14 protein-coding genes are annotated in these 15,727 nt (G+C 68.4%); 10 read left to right on the forward strand and 4 right to left on the reverse strand.

Going from position 1 to position 15,727, the window contains the following annotated elements; translation table 11 throughout:
• Positions 1–15: 15 nt before the first annotated feature.
• The 3 genes from ADL03_RS32290 to ADL03_RS49915 are packed head-to-tail and all read left to right on the forward strand — an operon-like array spanning position 16 to position 3,708.
• A complete protein-coding gene (locus ADL03_RS32290; RefSeq protein ID WP_053737383.1) occupies positions 16–1,584 on the forward strand; it encodes a discoidin domain-containing protein in 1,569 nt (522 codons plus the stop codon).
• Between the two features lie 46 nt (positions 1,585–1,630).
• A complete protein-coding gene (locus tag ADL03_RS49910; RefSeq protein WP_231642568.1) occupies positions 1,631–2,764 on the forward strand; it encodes an MFS transporter in 1,134 nt (377 codons plus the stop codon).
• Positions 2,761–3,708 carry a hypothetical protein gene (locus tag ADL03_RS49915; RefSeq protein ID WP_231642569.1) on the forward strand — a complete coding sequence of 316 codons (948 nt, stop codon included), beginning with the start codon at positions 2,761–2,763 and terminating at the stop codon, positions 3,706–3,708. The genes ADL03_RS49910 and ADL03_RS49915 overlap by 4 nt, the downstream gene beginning before the upstream one ends.
• Here the strand turns inward: ADL03_RS49915 and leuA are convergent.
• Entirely contained in the window at positions 3,705–5,498 is a 1,794-nt protein-coding gene (gene leuA / locus ADL03_RS32305; protein WP_053737385.1) for a 2-isopropylmalate synthase, read from the reverse strand. The two genes, ADL03_RS49915 and leuA, sit on opposite strands and share 4 nt — an antisense overlap.
• A 769-nt stretch (positions 5,499–6,267) precedes the next feature.
• Between leuA and ADL03_RS32310 the strand changes: the two genes are divergently transcribed.
• The 3 genes from ADL03_RS32310 to ADL03_RS32320 are packed head-to-tail and all read left to right on the forward strand — an operon-like array spanning position 6,268 to position 7,336.
• Positions 6,268–6,519, forward strand: coding sequence for a hypothetical protein (locus ADL03_RS32310; protein ID WP_197288832.1), 252 nt, complete (start codon positions 6,268–6,270; stop codon positions 6,517–6,519).
• Between the two features lie 18 nt (positions 6,520–6,537).
• A complete protein-coding gene (locus tag ADL03_RS32315; protein ID WP_053737387.1) occupies positions 6,538–6,825 on the forward strand; it encodes a hypothetical protein in 288 nt (95 codons plus the stop codon).
• Positions 6,826–6,835: 10 nt separating this feature from the next.
• Positions 6,836–7,336 (forward strand): NUDIX domain-containing protein, encoded by a 501-nt coding sequence (locus ADL03_RS32320; protein WP_053737388.1) that lies wholly within the window; start codon positions 6,836–6,838, stop codon positions 7,334–7,336.
• On the opposite strand, the gene ADL03_RS32325 is transcribed toward ADL03_RS32320, so the two are convergent.
• Both ADL03_RS32325 and ADL03_RS32330 read right to left on the reverse strand, forming a co-directional pair.
• Positions 7,322–7,882 (reverse strand): nitroreductase family protein, encoded by a 561-nt coding sequence (locus ADL03_RS32325; RefSeq protein ID WP_053737389.1) that lies wholly within the window; start codon positions 7,880–7,882, stop codon positions 7,322–7,324. The two genes, ADL03_RS32320 and ADL03_RS32325, sit on opposite strands and share 15 nt — an antisense overlap.
• Positions 7,882–9,102, reverse strand: a complete 1,221-nt coding sequence (locus ADL03_RS32330) for a hypothetical protein (RefSeq protein WP_197288833.1) — start codon at positions 9,100–9,102, stop codon at positions 7,882–7,884. Before ADL03_RS32330 ends, ADL03_RS32325 begins: the two co-directional genes overlap by 1 nt.
• 106 nt (positions 9,103–9,208) lie before the next feature.
• Between ADL03_RS32330 and ADL03_RS32335 the strand changes: the two genes are divergently transcribed.
• Complete coding sequence (locus ADL03_RS32335) at positions 9,209–10,474, forward strand: aspartate kinase (RefSeq protein ID WP_053737390.1); 1,266 nt, start codon at positions 9,209–9,211, stop codon at positions 10,472–10,474.
• A complete protein-coding gene (locus tag ADL03_RS32340) occupies positions 10,471–11,535 on the forward strand; it encodes an aspartate-semialdehyde dehydrogenase (RefSeq protein ID WP_053737391.1) in 1,065 nt (354 codons plus the stop codon). The genes ADL03_RS32335 and ADL03_RS32340 overlap by 4 nt, the downstream gene beginning before the upstream one ends.
• 55 nt (positions 11,536–11,590) lie before the next feature.
• On the opposite strand, the gene ADL03_RS46025 is transcribed toward ADL03_RS32340, so the two are convergent.
• The gene (locus ADL03_RS46025) at positions 11,591–13,039 is read right to left on the reverse strand and encodes an ATP-binding protein (protein WP_231642571.1); all 1,449 of its coding nucleotides are present in this window, start codon (positions 13,037–13,039) and stop codon (positions 11,591–11,593) included.
• Positions 13,040–13,244: 205 nt separating this feature from the next.
• On the opposite strand from ADL03_RS46025, the gene ADL03_RS32350 reads away from it, so the two are divergent.
• Both ADL03_RS32350 and ADL03_RS47590 read left to right on the forward strand, forming a co-directional pair.
• Positions 13,245–13,808 (forward strand): hypothetical protein, encoded by a 564-nt coding sequence (locus ADL03_RS32350; RefSeq protein ID WP_053737393.1) that lies wholly within the window; start codon positions 13,245–13,247, stop codon positions 13,806–13,808.
• The gene (locus ADL03_RS47590; protein WP_157529533.1) at positions 13,805–15,718 is read left to right on the forward strand and encodes an ADP-ribosylglycohydrolase family protein; all 1,914 of its coding nucleotides are present in this window, start codon (positions 13,805–13,807) and stop codon (positions 15,716–15,718) included. Before ADL03_RS32350 ends, ADL03_RS47590 begins: the two co-directional genes overlap by 4 nt.
• The last annotated feature ends 9 nt before the right edge of the window (positions 15,719–15,727 follow it).

The following is a 15,727-nucleotide window of genomic DNA, read 5'->3' on the forward strand; positions in this document are numbered from 1 at the left end:
TGCCAGGAGGACGAAGTGATCAGAAAGCACACCAGAACAGGTGTCGCCGTCGTGGTGTTGGCGCTGGTGATACCGCCTCTGGCGGCGTCAGGCCCGGCGCAGGCGGCCGACTCCCTGCTCTCCGCCAACAAGTCCACCACCGCCTCCTCCGTCGAGGCCGAGACCTTCGGCAGCGCCAACGCCGTGGACGGGGACCCGGCCACCCGCTGGGCGAGCCTCGAAGGCGTCGACCCGCAGTGGGTCGCCGTCGACCTCGGTGGCAACGCCACCATCTCCAAGGTCAAGCTCACCTGGGAGGCCGCGTACGCCTCCGAGTACAAGATCCAGACGTCCGCCGACGGCTCGTCGTGGAGCACCAAGAAGACCCTGACCGGGCAGAACGGTGGCGTCGACGAGACGAGCATCGCGACCTCGGGCCGTTACGTGCGGATCTACGGCACGAAGCGCGGCACCTCGTACGGCTACTCGCTGTTCGAGTTCGAGGTCTACGGCAGCATCGCGAACGGCGACACCACGGCACCGACCGCGCCGTCCGGGCTGACCAGCACCGGCACCACGTCGAGCTCGGTCGCACTGCAGTGGACGGCCGCGACCGACAACGTCGGCGTGACCGGCTACGAGGTCCTGCGCAACGGCAACGTCGTGGGCACGCCCACCGGCACGTCGTTCACCGACACCGGACTGGCCTCCGGCACGGCGTTCACCTACACCGTCCGCGCGAGGGACGCCGCGGGCAACCTCGGTCCCGCGAGCAACGCGGTGCAGGTGACGACCCAGCCGGCCGGGCCGGGCGACACGATCACGGTCGTCGTCGCCGGTGACATCGCGTCGCTGACGAACACCGAGCACTACGAGACCGCGAAGCTGATCGACCAGATCAAGCCGAACCACATCCTCACGGTCGGCGACAACCAGTACGACAGCGGCACGCTCGCGGAGTTCAAGGCCCACTACGACAAGTCGTGGGGCCGGTACAAGAGCATCACCCACCCCGCGACCGGCAACCACGAGTGGGAGGACAACCTCAACGGCTACAAGTCGTACTTCGGCGCGCAGGCCTACCCGGCCGGCAAGCCGTACTACAGCTGGGAAGCCGGTGAGTTCCACTTCGTCTCGTTCGACTCGCAGAAGCTCTACGAGTCGGGCAGCGACTCCACGCAGCTCAACTGGCTGAAGGCCGACCTGGCCGCGAACACCAAGCCGTGCGTGGTCGGCTACTGGCACCACCCGCGGTTCAACTCCGGCGAGTACGGCGACAAGTCCGTGATGTCGCCGCTGTGGAACGCGTTCGCCGACGCCAAGGCCGATGTCGTCTTCAACGGTCACGACCACCACTACGAGCGGCTGAAGCCGTTGAGCAAGAGCGGTTCGGTGGACGAGGCCAACGGCATGCGCGCGGCGATCGTCGGCATCGGCGGCGACTACCTGTACCAGAACGTGAAGCCGCGCACCGGTGTCGAGAGCTGGTTCGCCGACACCCACGGCGTCATGAAGCTCACCCTGTCCGGTCGCTCCTACTCGTGGGAGATCATCGACACGGCTGGACGGGTGCGCGACAAGGCCGGTCCCTACAGCTGCCGCTGACCGTTCCCGGCAGTTGATCGTCCCTGGTCGTTGATCGGAGGCCGTCGTGTACATCGCAACCGCTCGACAAGCTCCGGCAGCGGGTGGCACCGGCAGGATCGCGGGGAACGTGCTCGCGCTGGGCGCCGTCTCGCTCCTGACGGACGTCTCGTCCGAGATGGTCACCGCCATCCTGCCGCTGTACCTGGTGCTGGGCTTGGGGTTCTCCCCGCTGCAGTTCGGTGTGCTCGACGGCATCTACACCGGTGTGACGGCACTGGTCCGCGTCGTCGGCGGTCATGCGGCGGACCGCTGGCAACGGCGCAAGCTCGTGGCCGGACTCGGGTACGGGATCTCGGCGGTGGGCAAGCTCGGCCTGCTCGCCGCCGGGACCTCCGCCACCGCGATGGGGCTCGTGCTGGCGGGAGACCGCACCGGCAAGGGCTTGCGCACCGCGCCGAGGGACGCGCTGATCACGTTGAGCAGCGAGCCCTCCGCGCTCGGACGCGCCTTCGGTGTCCACCGTGCCATGGACACCGTCGGCGCGTTCCTCGGCCCGCTGGCCGCGTTCTGTCTGTTGTGGACACTCCCGGCGCGTTACGACGTGGTGTTCGTGGTGAGCTTCTGCTTCGCCGCGGTCGGGGTTCTGGTGCTCGTGCTGTTCGTGCGCGATCACCGCGACGTGCTGCCACGTGTCGCGGTGTCGTTGCGGTCGGCGTTCGGACTGCTGCGCTCCAGGCCGTTCCGGCGGGTCTGCCTGGTCGCGTGCGGGCTCGGGTTCCTGACCCTGGGCGACGGGTTCGTGTACCTGTTGCTGCAGAAGAAGCTCGACATCGAGCTCGCCTACATCGCGTTGCTGCCGCTCGGCACGGCCGGCGTGTACCTGCTCGCCGCCGTGCCGATGGGCTCGCTCGCCGACAAGGTCGGGCGCTGGCGGATCTTCCTCGCCGGCCACCTGGCGTTGCTCGGCGCCTACCTGATGCTGATCGGCGCCGGCGGGATCGCGTTGCTCGTGGGGGTGCTGCTGCTGCACGGGTTGTTCTACGCGTGCACGGACGGCGTGCTCATGGCCGTGGCCGGGCCGATGATGCCCGACGAGCTCCGGACGTCCGGTCTGGCGCTGCTGCAAACCGGGCAGGTCCTGGCCAGGGCCTGTTCCTCCGTGCTGTTCGGTGCCCTGTGGACGTGGTTCGCGTGGTGAGGGTCCTGATCGTGCTCGCGGCCGTGGTCCTGCTCGGAGCGGGCGCCACGGCCTATGCCCTGCGCACGCCGGAGAAGCCGTCCGTGGAGGTGGAGGCGGGTGCCGTCGACCTCGCGGAACGGGGCCGGCTGGTGTTCGTGGACGAGATCAGCGGGAAGGTGGCCTCGGTGCCGCTGTCCGCGCCCGGCGGTCCGCGCCGGGTGAGCTCCCTGTCCTGCAAGCGCTTCTACACCGCCGCGGAGCAGGGCCTCTGCCTCGCCGACGCCTCCGGGCCGTTGCCGGGGGCGACCGCGGTGTTCGTCGACCGGTCGCTGTCCGAGCAGCAGCGGATCGAGGTCGACGGCGTGCCCAACCGCGCGAAGCTCTCGGCCTCCGGGCGGATGGCGTCGTGGACGACGTTCGTGACCGGCGACTCCTACTCCCAGGCCGGCACGTTCTCGACCAGGACCGCGATCTACGACCGGCAGACCCAGACCTACGAGAGCAACATCGAGGGCGTGCGGGTCGCCGGCACGAAGATGGTCAACGACATGAACTACTGGGGTGTCACCTTCACCCCCGACGACCACACCTACTACGCCACGCTCGGCACCGGCGGCAAGACGTACCTGATCCAGGCCGACGCGGCCGACTCGTCCGGGACGAAGGTGCGGGAGAACGTGGAGTGCCCGTCGCTCTCACCGGACGGCAAGCGTGTGGCGTTCAAGAAGCGCGTGCCCGGCGACGGCGTGCGGCCGTGGCGCGAGCACGTGCTGAACCTCGACACGATGGTGGAGACACCGCTGGCCGAGACCCGCGGGATCGACGACCAGGTCGTGTGGCTCGACGACGACACCATCGCCTACGGCCTGCCCGGCGAGGGCATCTGGGCCGTGCGTGCGGACGGGGAGGGCGAGCCGCGGCAGCTGGTGCCGCACGCGTCCTCCCCGTCGCTCGTGTCCTAGCGGTTGGCCCGGTTCACGGCCGACACGATCGCGCGGAACGACGCCGCGACCGTCGAGGAGTCGATGCCCACGCCCCACAGCACGCGGTCGCCCACGGCGCACTCGACGTAGGCGGCCGCACGGGCGTCGTCACCGGCCGAGAGCGCGTGCTCGGCGTAGTCCATGACCCGCACGTCGTACCCGATCGACGCGAGCGCGTCGACGAACGCCGCGATCGGCCCGTTGCCGGACCCGGTGACCTCGTGCTCCTCGCCGTCGATCAGCAGCACGGCGTTGATCTCCTCGTGCCCGCTGCCGTCCGACGACGCCCGGTGCCGCAGCAGGTGCAGCGGCACGCGGCCGTGCAGGTACTCCTCGGCGAAGGCGTCCCACATCTCCTTCGGCCCGATCTCGCCGCCCTGCGTGTCGGTGACCTCCTGGATCACCCGCGAGAACTCGATCTGCAGCCGGCGCGGCAGGTCCAGGTGGTGCTCCTGCTTCATCAGGTACGCCACGCCGCCCTTGCCGGACTGCGAGTTGACCCGGATGACCGCCTCGTAGTTGCGGCCCACGTCCTTCGGGTCGATCGGCAGGTACGGAACCTCCCACGGGAACTCGTCGACGTGCTGGCCCGCGTCCTTCGCGTCGGCCTCCAGCGCCTCGAAGCCCTTCTTGATCGCGTCCTGGTGCGAGCCGGAGAACGCCGTGAACACCAGGTCACCGCCGTACGGGTGCCGCTCGGGCACCGGCAGCTGGTTGCAGTACTCGACCGTGCGCCGCACCTCGTCGATGTCGCTGAAGTCGATCTGCGGGTCGATGCCCTGGCTGAACATGTTCATCGCCAGCGTCACCAGGCACACGTTGCCGGTCCGCTCACCGTTGCCGAACAGGCAGCCCTCGATCCGGTCCGCCCCCGCCAGGTACCCCAGCTCGGCCGCGGCGACGCCGGTGCCGCGGTCGTTGTGCGGGTGCAGGCTCAGGATGATCGACTCGCGGTTGGCCAGGTTGCGGGACATCCACTCGATGCTGTCCGCGTACACGTTCGGCGTGGCCATCTCGACCGTGGCCGGCAGGTTGATGATCAGCGGCTTCTCCGGCGTCGGCTGGATGACCGCGGAGACCGCGTTGCAGACCTCCAGCGCGTAGCTCAGCTCGGTGCCGGTGTACGACTCGGGCGAGTACTCGTAGCGGAAGTCCGTCTCGGGGTAGCCCGCCTCCTGGGTGAGCGCGAACTTCGCGGCGTCGACGGCGATCTTCTTGATGCCCTCGCGGTCGGAGCGGAACACCACGCGGCGCTGCAGGATCGACGTCGAGTTGTAGAAGTGGACGATCGCCTTGTTCGCCCCGCGCAGCGACTCGAACGTCCGCGCGATCAGCTCCTCACGGCACTGCGTCAGCACCTGGATCGTCACGTCGTCGGGGATCGCGCCGTCCTCGATGATCTCGCGGACGAAGTCGAAGTCCGTCTGCGACGCGGCCGGGAACCCGACCTCGATCTCCTTGAAGCCCATGCGCACCAGCAGGTCGAACATCTTCCGCTTGCGCGCGGGTGACATCGGGTCGATCAGGGCCTGGTTGCCGTCCCGCAGGTCGACCGCACACCACAGCGGTGCCTTCTCGGCGCGCTTCGTCGGCCACGTGCGGTCGGGGACGTCGATGACCTCGACCACCTCGTGGAACGGGCGGTAGCGGTGGAACGGCATGCTGCTGCCCAGCTGCGGGTTCCAGGACGGTTGCGCCGCCGAGGCCGGACGCGCGGGCTTGCGGATGCGGCTGGTGCCGGAGGTGTAGGCGTCAGGTGAGGAAGACATCTCGGGGTAGCTCCTGCTGGTCGTGGATCGAACGACCGGCGGCAACGCTGAGTCCCGCGACGGGGGGCCGGTCTGGATCAGACCCCGTCACGGCAGCGAAGCAGGAGGGAACGCCACACGCTGGACAGAGTAACCATAGGTGGGTGGTTGGTGGAACTTGCGGGACCGGATCGTGGGATGGGGCTGGTCCTGTTCGGCTGGTTCCTGGGGCTCCGCCCCAGACCCCGACACTCCCAAAGAAGCCCCCAGCGCTGTGAGCAGGTAGATGGCACGCCTGTTTGTGTTGGGCGGCTGCCGGTTGGGTTGTTTGGTTGCGTTGCGGTGGGCGTCTGCCCCGTCTAGCACTCACGGAGCGAGCCAGACCTGAGGAGGGGTGTCAAACCGACGAAAAGCGTGTCGGTTTGACACCCCTCCTCAGGCCCGGCTAGACGGGGAAGCCACCCACCGCGGAACCGCCCGAGGAAAGGCTGAAACGCCTCGCCTTCGGCTCGATCGCGACCGGAGCCACCGGTCGTCGAGCCGATCACGACCGGGGCTTTCGGCCTGTCGGATCGATTGCGCCCAAATCCACCGCGTCTCCCGGCGGCGGTCTGCGTCCGTCCAGATCAGCGGGCTGATCCTGTCGGTCCAGCGGAGTACGGTGGGACGCGGGGGAGCCGAAAAACAAGGGGACCTCTGCGCGAGCCTGCGTTTCGACCCGAGGAAACCCGGGAACTTTTCAGGTATGTCCAGATTACGTACTACCAGTGGCCGCGGCACGGCTTCACGCGTGATCAGCGGCATCGGTGCGGTCTTCGCGATCATCGAGGTCCTGTACATCTTGATGATCGTGCTCGGAGCGAACCAGGCCAACGCGTTCTTCCGCTTCATCGGGTCGCTCGCCGAGCCCCTCGCGCTGTTCTTCCCCGGTCTTTTCGCCACGGGGAACTACAACGTCGACGTCCTCCTCAACTACGGACTCGCTGCCGTGTTCTGGCTGGTCGTGACCGGCCTGCTCGCCCGAGCGGTGGCACGCTACTGAGTAGTAGATTCCTGACCCATGCGTACGCGCCTGGTCGGAATCGTCGCAGGGATCTTGAGCTGGGTCGGCCTCGCGCTGGCGGTGGTGCTCGTCTTGCACGTCGTGCTCACCGTCGGCGGGGCCAACCCCGACAACCCCATCACCAGCACCGTCAAGGCGATTGCCGAGCCGGTGTCGTTGGCGTTCAAGGACCTTTTCCGGCCGAATGACGCCAGTCTGCGCACAATCGTCAACTTCGGGCTCGCCGCGATTTTCTGGCTGGCCGTTCGAGCGATCGTGCTCAAACTCGTGAGGCGCCTGGGCTAGCGTCACGGCCATGGCGCGTGACGACTTCTGCGACAACTGCGGCACCGCGTACACCGACACGAGCGCCTACCCGCGCAGGTGTCCCGGCTGTGCCCACATGGTGTGGGACAACCCTGCTCCGGTCGTCGTGCTGCTCGTGCCGGTCAAGGACGGGGCCAGGACCGGTCTGCTCACCGTGCGCAGGGCCATCCCGCCGGTCGGGGAGCTGGCGTTCGTCAGCGGGTTCATCGAGCGCGGTGAGTCGTGGCAGCAGAGTGCGGCGCGCGAGCTCGAAGAAGAAGCCGGGGTGCTGGTCGACCCCGACGAGTTGCGGCCGTTGCACTTCGTGTCCACACCGGACGGGGGGACGGTGCTCATGTTCGCCACCGCGCCCGCCGTCAACGCCGAGGACATGCCTCCGTTCGTGCCCAACGAGGAGGCGTCCGAGCGGAAGGTCATCTTCGAGTGCGTGCCGTTGGCGTTCCCGCTGCACAACGAGGTCGCCACGAAGTACTTCTCAACCGAACGGTGACTCGCCCCAGGTGCCGGTGAAGACCGTCTCGGACAGCGGGTGGCGGCGGCGTTCGCGTTGTTCGCGGGCCTGGAGGTCCTCGGGCAGGTCCTCCACGCGGCCGGGACGGCCCAGCGCCATCGCGACCAGCGGGCGCACGTCGGCGGGCATCGAGAACGCGGCGTGCGCGGCCTCCCTGTCGAAGCCGCCCATCATGTGCGTGATCAGGCCCAGGTCGACGGCCTGCAGGGCGATGTTCTCCATGGCCAGGCCGAGGCCGAACTCGACGTTCGAGAGGTCGCCGCGGTCGTCCGCGGTGATCACGCAGCCGATCAGCAGCACCGAGGCGCGTCCGGCCCAGGTCTTGTTGCCGGGACGGAGGGTCTCGTGGATCTTGTCGAACGTCGGCGAGCCGCGGTGGCCCACGACGAACCGCGCCGGCTGGCTGTTGCCGTGCGAAGGGGCCCAGCGGGCCGCCTCCAGGAGCACGCGCAGCTCGTCGTCGGTGATGGTGGCGTCAGCGGAGAAGGCGCGCGGGCTCCAGCGCTTCGAGATCAGCTCGTTCATCAGATCGCATAGTCCCAAACGGCGAGGGCGTACGCACCGAACCACGCGCTGAACAGCGTGGTCACGGCGAGCACGGTGACGACGGTCGACAGGCGGCGGCGGGCCAGCACCAGGGCCAGCGGCACCAGCAGCGTGAACGCGGGCAGCAGCAGGCGGGCCTTGGAGTTCATCAGGCCGTTCGAGCCGAGGTCCATGACCAGCACGCCGACGCCGTAGACGATCAACGGCCACTCCAGGCGGCGCTGGACGGCGTAGAAGACCAGGACGACCGCCAGCACGAGCAGCCACACGGTGCCGATCTCCAGTGCCGAGCGCGGTTCGCCGAGGTGTTGCAGGGCGAACGTCCAGGTCGCCTCGCCGCCGTCGAACCGCGAGCCCCAGCCGCGCTGCTGCACGCCGAACCAGCCGTCGAGCTCGCCCGTGCGGACCGCCACCCACCCCAGGTAGCCCAGCAGGCCGACCGGGGCGACCAGGCCGCCGGCCCACGCCCTCCAGTCCTGCCGGTCGCCGAGCACCGCGACCAGCGCGGCCAGGCAGATGGCGGCGATGAGGGCACCGGCGGTCGGGCGCACCAGGCCGGCGCCCGCGCAGCAGACACCGGCCATGACCCACTGCTTGCGCACCACGCCGACCAGCGCCCACGCGGCGAACGCGCAGAACGTGGCCTCCGAGTACGTCATCGACAGCACGACGGCCATGGGGGAGGCGGCGAACAGCGTGACCAGCACCAGCCCGGCGCGGGACGAGCCGCCGCGGACCGTGCGGCCGAGCACGAACAGGCCGTACGCGCAGAACAGGCCGCTGATCAGGCTCACCGCGAACGCCGCGCCCTGCACGTCCACGCCCGGTAGGCCGTCGACCCACCTGACCAGCGCGGGATAGCCGGGGAAGAACGCCAGCGGGGTCTCCGCCGAACGCCGCCCGGCCGCGTCGACCAGCCGCATCGGCACGTCGTTGTAGCCGTGCTCGGCGATCCCGAGGAACCACTCGCCGTCCCACGAGCCCAGCTCGCCGGACACCGTCATGGCCGTGTTCTGCCGGCTGTTCTGGTGGTCGACCATCCACCCGAGCACGACCAGGCCGAACTGCCGCACGAACAGGTAGATCAACGCCGGGGCGGCCCACAGCGCGGCGGGGTGTCTCAGCAACTCGCCGATGCGGGGCCGCGGAGCGCGTTCGGGCATCGCTGGAGAAGCCTCCACCACATCGACTGAGGACACCCGGACAGCGTAGTCACGCCCGTCACGGCTCCAGGATCTCACCAGGTGGTCCGGGTAGGCTGCCCACGACGTGCGGTTTTAGTCGCGTGTGAGGGAGGTTGGGTCGGTGGCGCTCGTCGTCCAGAAGTACGGCGGTTCATCGGTGGGAAGTGCCGAGCGGATCAAACGCGTGGCCGAGCGCATCGTCGCGACCAAAAAGGCGGGCAACGACGTCGTTGTCGTCGTGTCGGCCATGGGCGACACGACCGACGAGCTGCTCGACCTCGCCCACCAGGTCGCCCCGGTGCCGCCGGTGCGTGAGCTCGACATGCTGCTCACCTCGGGTGAGCGGATCTCGATGTCGCTGCTCGCCATGGCGATCAACACGCTCGGAGCCCAGGCGCGGTCCTACACGGGGTCGCAGGCCGGTGTGATCACGACGTCGGTGCACGGCAAGGCCCGGATCATCGACGTGACCCCGAGCCGGATCCAGGACGCGCTCTCGGACGGGGCGATCGCGATCGTCGCCGGGTTCCAGGGCGTCAGCCAGGACTCCAAGGAGATCACCACGCTCGGGCGCGGCGGCAGCGACACCACCGCGGTGGCGCTCGCGGCGGCCACGAAGGCCGACGTGTGCGAGATCTACACCGACGTGGACGGCGTCTACACCGCCGACCCGCGCATCGTGCCGAACGCGAGGAAGCTCGACACGATCACCTACGAGGAAATGCTCGAGATGGCCGCCTGTGGCGCGAAGGTGCTGATGCTCCGCTGTGTGGAGTACGCCCGCCGCTACGGCGTCCCCGTGCACGTCCGTTCGTCGTTCAGCAACAAGACCGGAACCATCGTGTCCGGTTCAGTGGAGGACGCTTCCGTGGAACAGGCGATGATCACCGGCGTCGCGCACGACCGGTCAGAAGCCAAGATCACCGTTACCGCCGTCCCCGACCACCCCGGCATCGCGGCCAAGATCTTCCGGGTGGTGGCGCAGGCGGAGCTCGACATCGACATGGTCGTGCAGAACGTCTCGCAGGCCGCCTCCGGCCGCACCGACATCACGTTCACGCTGTCCAAGGACGACGGTCCGCGTGCGGTGGCGGCACTGGAGAAGGCCCGCGGCGAGATCGGCTTCGACCAGGTCCTCTACGACGAGCACGTCGGCAAGGTGTCGCTGATCGGCGCGGGCATGCGCTCGCACCCCGGCGTCACGGCCACGTTCTGCGAGGCGCTCGCCACCGCCGGCGTGAACATCGACATCATCTCCACGTCGGAGATCCGCATCTCGGTCATCTGCCGCGACACCCAGCTCGACGACGCCGTGCGCGCGCTGCACGACGCGTTCGACCTGGGCACCGACGAAGAGGCCGTCGTCTACGCGGGGACCGGCCGATGAGCGCCCCCGTTCTCGCGCTGGTGGGCGCGACCGGTGCCGTGGGCACCGTGATGATCGACATCATGAACACCCGCTCCGACTTCCCGTGGGGCGAGGTCCGGCTGATCGCGTCACCGCGGTCGGCGGGCAAGAAGATCAACGTGCGTGGCCAGGAGCTCACGGTCATCGCGCTCTCGCCGGAGGCGTTCGACGGCGTCGACATCGCGATGTTCGACGTGCCGGACGAGGTCTCCGCGCAGTGGGCGCCGATCGCCGCCGAGCGCGGTGCCGTCGCGATCGACAACTCCGGTGCGTTCCGGATGGACGCCGACGTGCCGCTGGTCGTGCCCGAGGTCAACGCCGCCCAGGTCGACAACCGCCCGCGCGGCATCATCTCGAACCCGAACTGCACGACGCTGTCGATGATGGCGTCGCTCGGTGCCCTGCACCGCGAGTTCGAGCTGAAGGAACTGGTCGTCTCCTCCTACCAGGCCGCCTCCGGTGCCGGTCAGTCCGGCATCGACCGCCTCTACGCCGAGATCAGCGCGCTGGCCGGCAAGGAGGCCGGGGTCGTCGCCGGTGACGTCGCCGAGGCGCTCGCCGCCGCCGGTCTGTCCGCGGAGGACTCCCCGTTCCCGGCGCCGCTGGTGCTGAACGTGGTGCCGTGGGCGGGGTCGCTGAAGGACGACGGCTGGTCGTCGGAGGAGCTGAAGGTCCGCAACGAGGCCCGCAAGATCCTCGGCATCCCGGACCTGAAGGTCTCCGCGACCTGCGTGCGCGTCCCGGTCGTCACGACGCACTCGCTGGCCGTCCACGCGGTGTTCGCCCGCGAGGTCACCGTCGAGGCGGCGCACAAGATCTTCTCGGAGCAGCCGACGATCGTGCTCGTCGACGACCCGGCCGCCCAGCGGTTCCCGACCCCGGCCGGCGTGGTGGGCGAGGACCCGACGTACGTGGGCCGCGTGCGGCAGGCGCTGGACTTCCCGAACACGCTGGACTTCTTCGTGTGCGGTGACAACCTGCGCAAGGGTGCCGCGCTGAACACCTACGAGATCGCGGAAGAGCTCGCGAAGCGCCTGTAGACGCTTGTGTTGAAGAGCGGATGCCTGGCTCGTTCCATGGCGAGCCAGGCATCCGCTACCTCTCAAGAAACTGATCGTCCTCGGGAAGCGACCAAACTGCACGTGGATCTTTCGCCGACTTTCCGTTCCAGCGGATCAGTCTGAGGTCCTCGAGTGCCTTCAGGCGGATTTTGGTCGCGGGACGACTCAGGCCCAGTGCCTCGGCGATATCTCCCGTGCCGAGCGGGTTCGCCGAAGCACGCAGAACGTCCAAAACTTGCTGACTTCCCCGAGGAAGTTTCGCGGCAATTCGTGGATCAAGCCTCTGCATGTCGACCAGAATCAGCCTCACGCTTCCGGCGGACTGCTTGTAGACGGGGTCCGTGAGTCCGACGCGCCGCATCTCCGCGAAGATTCGCTTGATTCCCTCGCCCAACTCCTGGCCGATCCGAAGGTCTGCGCAGACGCGAGCAATTCTAGGATTTCTGGCAAATCTACTGATTTCGAGTGGGCGCTGAGGATTCGCAAGCCCAGGGAACCGTCCGGGGCTCTCGATCTCGATTCGGTTGGGAAAAATTTCAACACGGATGTGGTCTCCGGCCAGGCTGTATGACCGGTGCACTGCGGCGTTGACCAGACCTTCCAGCCATGCGTTGCGAGGTACGATCGGATGTGACTCGAACGTGCCGGACTCGCCGAGTGAGCGCCGCTTCGGTATGAGCTCGTCGATCGCTCCGCTGGCGCCCTGGATCGCGTAAGGTATCGGACCCTCGAACCTGATGTCCGCACCGTCTTCCAGTGACAGCGACGACCCCGTGCCTCTCTCGGTGCTCAGGTATCGGATCACTCGTATGTATGCCTGAGGGTGAACATCCTGTGGGTGCTTGCCGAAGAGAAGATATCCGGCGTTGTTGATCTTTCCTTTTCGGGTCATCAGACTGCGTGCGGCGAGAAGCTTCTGTGCTGTGTCTGATGCGCCGGTCCTGCGCTTGTAGTGTGTGAGCAGCTTGGCGTCGAGATCGGAAATAGTCACTCCTTCCGCCTCAAAGCCGTCGTATTGGCTCTGGCCCTTGTCGAAGTGCAACTCTTGCCGCTGGTTGAAGTTGAGCTTGCGTGACTCGTCGCCGATGCGGAGGTAGCAGTCGCCTTTTTGTGTCTCATGAACGACCTCGCTCGGCTCCACTTGAACTACGAGGAGGTGATCCGATTCACCTTCGCTGTTGACGCACTCGATCTCAAGAAACTGCACGCGAACAGGGGGGACCGTAAAATCGATTGGAACCTGACGGAAGTCGTTCATCTTTCGTCGGTGCGCGTCCACGCCTTGCACCTTGCCGTTGTGGAGGCCGATAGCGATGGTTCCACCCTCGGCGTTCGCGAAGGCGACGATCGCAGGAGCGAGATCGCGAGGTTCCAGGAGTACGTTCTTCCGGTCATACCACTGGTCTTCAGGTGCCGCCAAGAGCAGGGCACCCACGTCGCGTCTGGGCGCTGCGAGTGCTGTCTCAACTTCCGCGATCGTCACCGGGCTACTCTAAACTTTTTAGAGTAGCCCGGTGGTCGTCATAGTGCCTGCACTCCTATCGTGTCCTTGCTAGTAGGTTTCAAGTAGAGATCAAAACTGGCTATTTGCGCAGCTCAGAGGCTTGTTGGCCACTTTTGCGTGGTTGCAAGTAGCTTCTGGTAGCGGATCTGTGCCACGTCTTGACACCCGGTAGGGTCGGGCGGCGATGGGGGAGATCCAGTGGGTCCAGCCGCCACGACCGCAGCAGGTCGTGGCCGCGTTCCAAGGTTTCGCACACGGCGCCGGTGTCCGCACAGGACTGGTCGACCAGCTCGTCGCGTGCTGCGCGGAAGACCCGAAGGCGGCACTGGCGCGGTGGGCCGGCCGACCGGCCGTGCAGCCCGACCTCGTGTCACGCCAGGCCGCCCGCCTGCTCGCCGAGGACGACTACCGCGGCAAGCCCAGGTCGCAGGGGCCCGGCGCGTTGATCTGGGCGTTGCCCGCCGCCGTCCGCGGCCTCGACGAGTACCAGGTCGCCGAGCTGGTCGCCCTCACCCACGGCCCCGGCTCGCCGGCCCTCGACGCCGTGCTGCTGCTGGCCGAGCACCTCTTCACCCCCGAGCGGCTCGACCCGCCGGACGCCGACCCGTTCACCGCCGCCGGTGCGCTCGCGCAGGCCGTGCACGGCGGAGGACGAGGCGTCGCGCGAGCCGTCGCCGGTGCGTTGCGCGGCGGGCCCGACCACGAGATCAGGACCACTGCGGAAGAGCTGTTCCGGAGGTCGTGGTGAACCGCGACCAGGCGGTGATCAAGGCCGACAAGTGGCTGGCCCAGCACCGGCCGGAGCACCGCATCGACCCGAGGTGCGTCTTCGACACCACGGCCGGGTGGGAGATCGGGTTCGCGCTGCCCGACGACGAGGGCCGGGTCCGCGCCGGCGGCCGGTGGCCGGAGCACGCGCTGGAGGTCCACGCCCTGGGCACGATCACCGAGCTGTCGGGCGGCAGCGCGGTCGGCGGTCAACGGCCGTGGGAGCCGCGGTTCGACCCGGAGTTCGCGCAGCTGCCCGGCATGCGGCTGCCGCCGGGACGTGCGGCGGTGCTCGGCTGGGTGCCCACGGGTGGCGGCGAGCTGCACCTCAACCCGGACCGGGTGCCGGGGCCGGTGGCGCAGGGCAGGCCGCGGCCGCTGACGCCGATGGAGCACTTCCTGAGCTACCTCGGCCTCGGCTGGTACGACCGCGCCGAGTTCGCGCACAACGCCCCGCACGGCGAACTGCTCGTCCCCGGCAACGTGGTGATCGACAACCACCACTACCCGGAGACGTTCGAGGTCTACACGGCACCGGAGCGGTTGCCGGCGGACGCGGACCAGTGGGTGCGCACGAACCTGCACACCATCATCACCAAGATCGCCGGCAACGCGAAGTTCGCCGGCACCAAGCCGGACCGCCTGCACATCAACCCCGGCCTGCCCTTCGACACCGAGTTCGACCTGTTCCACCTCGCCGACGACGCGGCGCAGCACCTGCGGATGTGCGGCTGCTACGAGCGGCCGTTCACGCGGCGGGAAGGCAGCCGGTGGGTCGACCCGGACGGCAACCGGTTCTACGCCGTGTGGAAGTCGAAGAAGAAGGACACGAGCAGGCTGCGCGGCTGCCTCATCGCGGGCGCGATCGGTGACGCGCTGGGCGCGAACACCGAGAACCTGCCGATGGAGGTCGTCCACGAACGCCACGGCCCGCAGGGCGTGACGGACCTACCGGCCGACCCGCGCATCACCGACGACACGCAGATGACGCTCTTCACGTTCGAAGCGGTCATCCGCGCGCACGTGCGCGAACGGCTCACGGGGTCCCAGGAGCTGACCGCGGTCACGCAGCACGCGTACCAACGTTGGCTGCACACGCAGAAAACGCCGTGGGCCAAGGCGCGTGGTCCACTGTCCACTCTGGAGGAACCGGACGGCTGGCTGGTCACGCACCACGACCTGTTCCGCATGCGTGCGCCCGGACTCACGTGCACGAGCGCGTTGCAGGAGTACGCGCGCACCGGCGAGCAGGCCACGATCTCCAAGCCTGCCAACGACTCCAAGGGCTGCGGCGGTGTCATGCGGGTCGCGCCGGTCGCGCTCGCCGACGACGACCCGAGCGTCGTGTTCGCGCTCGCGGCGGACAACGCGGCGCTCACCCACGGCCATGCCAGCGGGTACCTGTCGGCCGGTGCGTTCGCCGTGCTCGTCCACCAGCTGTTGCGCGGCAACGGGTTGCTCGACGCCGTCGACGTGGCGATGAGCTCGCTCGTCCGGCGGGAAGGTCATGAGGAGGTCGTCGCCGGCCTCGAACACGCCATCGAGCTGGCCGCCCTCGGTGAGCCGGGCGTCGCCCGCGTCGAGGAGCTCGGCCGGGGCGAGGTCGGCGACACGGCGCTCGCGATCGCGCTGTACGCCGCGCTGGTCACCGACGACCCGAACGAGGCGTTGCTGGTGTCGGTCAACCACGGCGGCGACAGCGACTCGACGGCGTCCATGTGCGGCAACCTGGTCGGCGCGCTGCACGGTGTGGACGGGATCCGGCCGGACTGGGTCGAGCGGGTGCAGTTCCGGGACCTGATCGACCGGATGGTCACCGACTGGGCCACCGAGGCCGGTCCCACGCCGCCGCTGGCACACGAGTGGTTCACCCGCTACCCGCCGTCCTAGGGTGACGTC

The sequence above is a fragment of the Nocardia sp. NRRL S-836 genome, from assembly GCF_001279525.1.
In the GTDB taxonomy this organism is placed as follows: domain Bacteria; phylum Actinomycetota; class Actinomycetes; order Mycobacteriales; family Pseudonocardiaceae; genus Lentzea.

What these genes read in the sequence shown, in the direction of transcription:
- leuA (WP_053737385.1), bottom strand. Translation starts at nt 5,498, where the DNA reads ATGTCTTCCTCACCTGACGCCTACACCTCCGGCACCAGCCGCATCCGC.
- ADL03_RS32325 (WP_053737389.1), bottom strand. Translation starts at nt 7,882, where the DNA reads ATGAACGAGCTGATCTCGAAGCGCTGGAGCCCGCGCGCCTTCTCCGCT.
- ADL03_RS32320 (WP_053737388.1), top strand. Translation starts at nt 6,836, where the DNA reads ATGGCGCGTGACGACTTCTGCGACAACTGCGGCACCGCGTACACCGAC.
- ADL03_RS32350 (WP_053737393.1), top strand. Translation starts at nt 13,245, where the DNA reads ATGGGGGAGATCCAGTGGGTCCAGCCGCCACGACCGCAGCAGGTCGTG.
- ADL03_RS32315 (WP_053737387.1), top strand. Translation starts at nt 6,538, where the DNA reads ATGCGTACGCGCCTGGTCGGAATCGTCGCAGGGATCTTGAGCTGGGTC.
- ADL03_RS32340 (WP_053737391.1), top strand. Translation starts at nt 10,471, where the DNA reads ATGAGCGCCCCCGTTCTCGCGCTGGTGGGCGCGACCGGTGCCGTGGGC.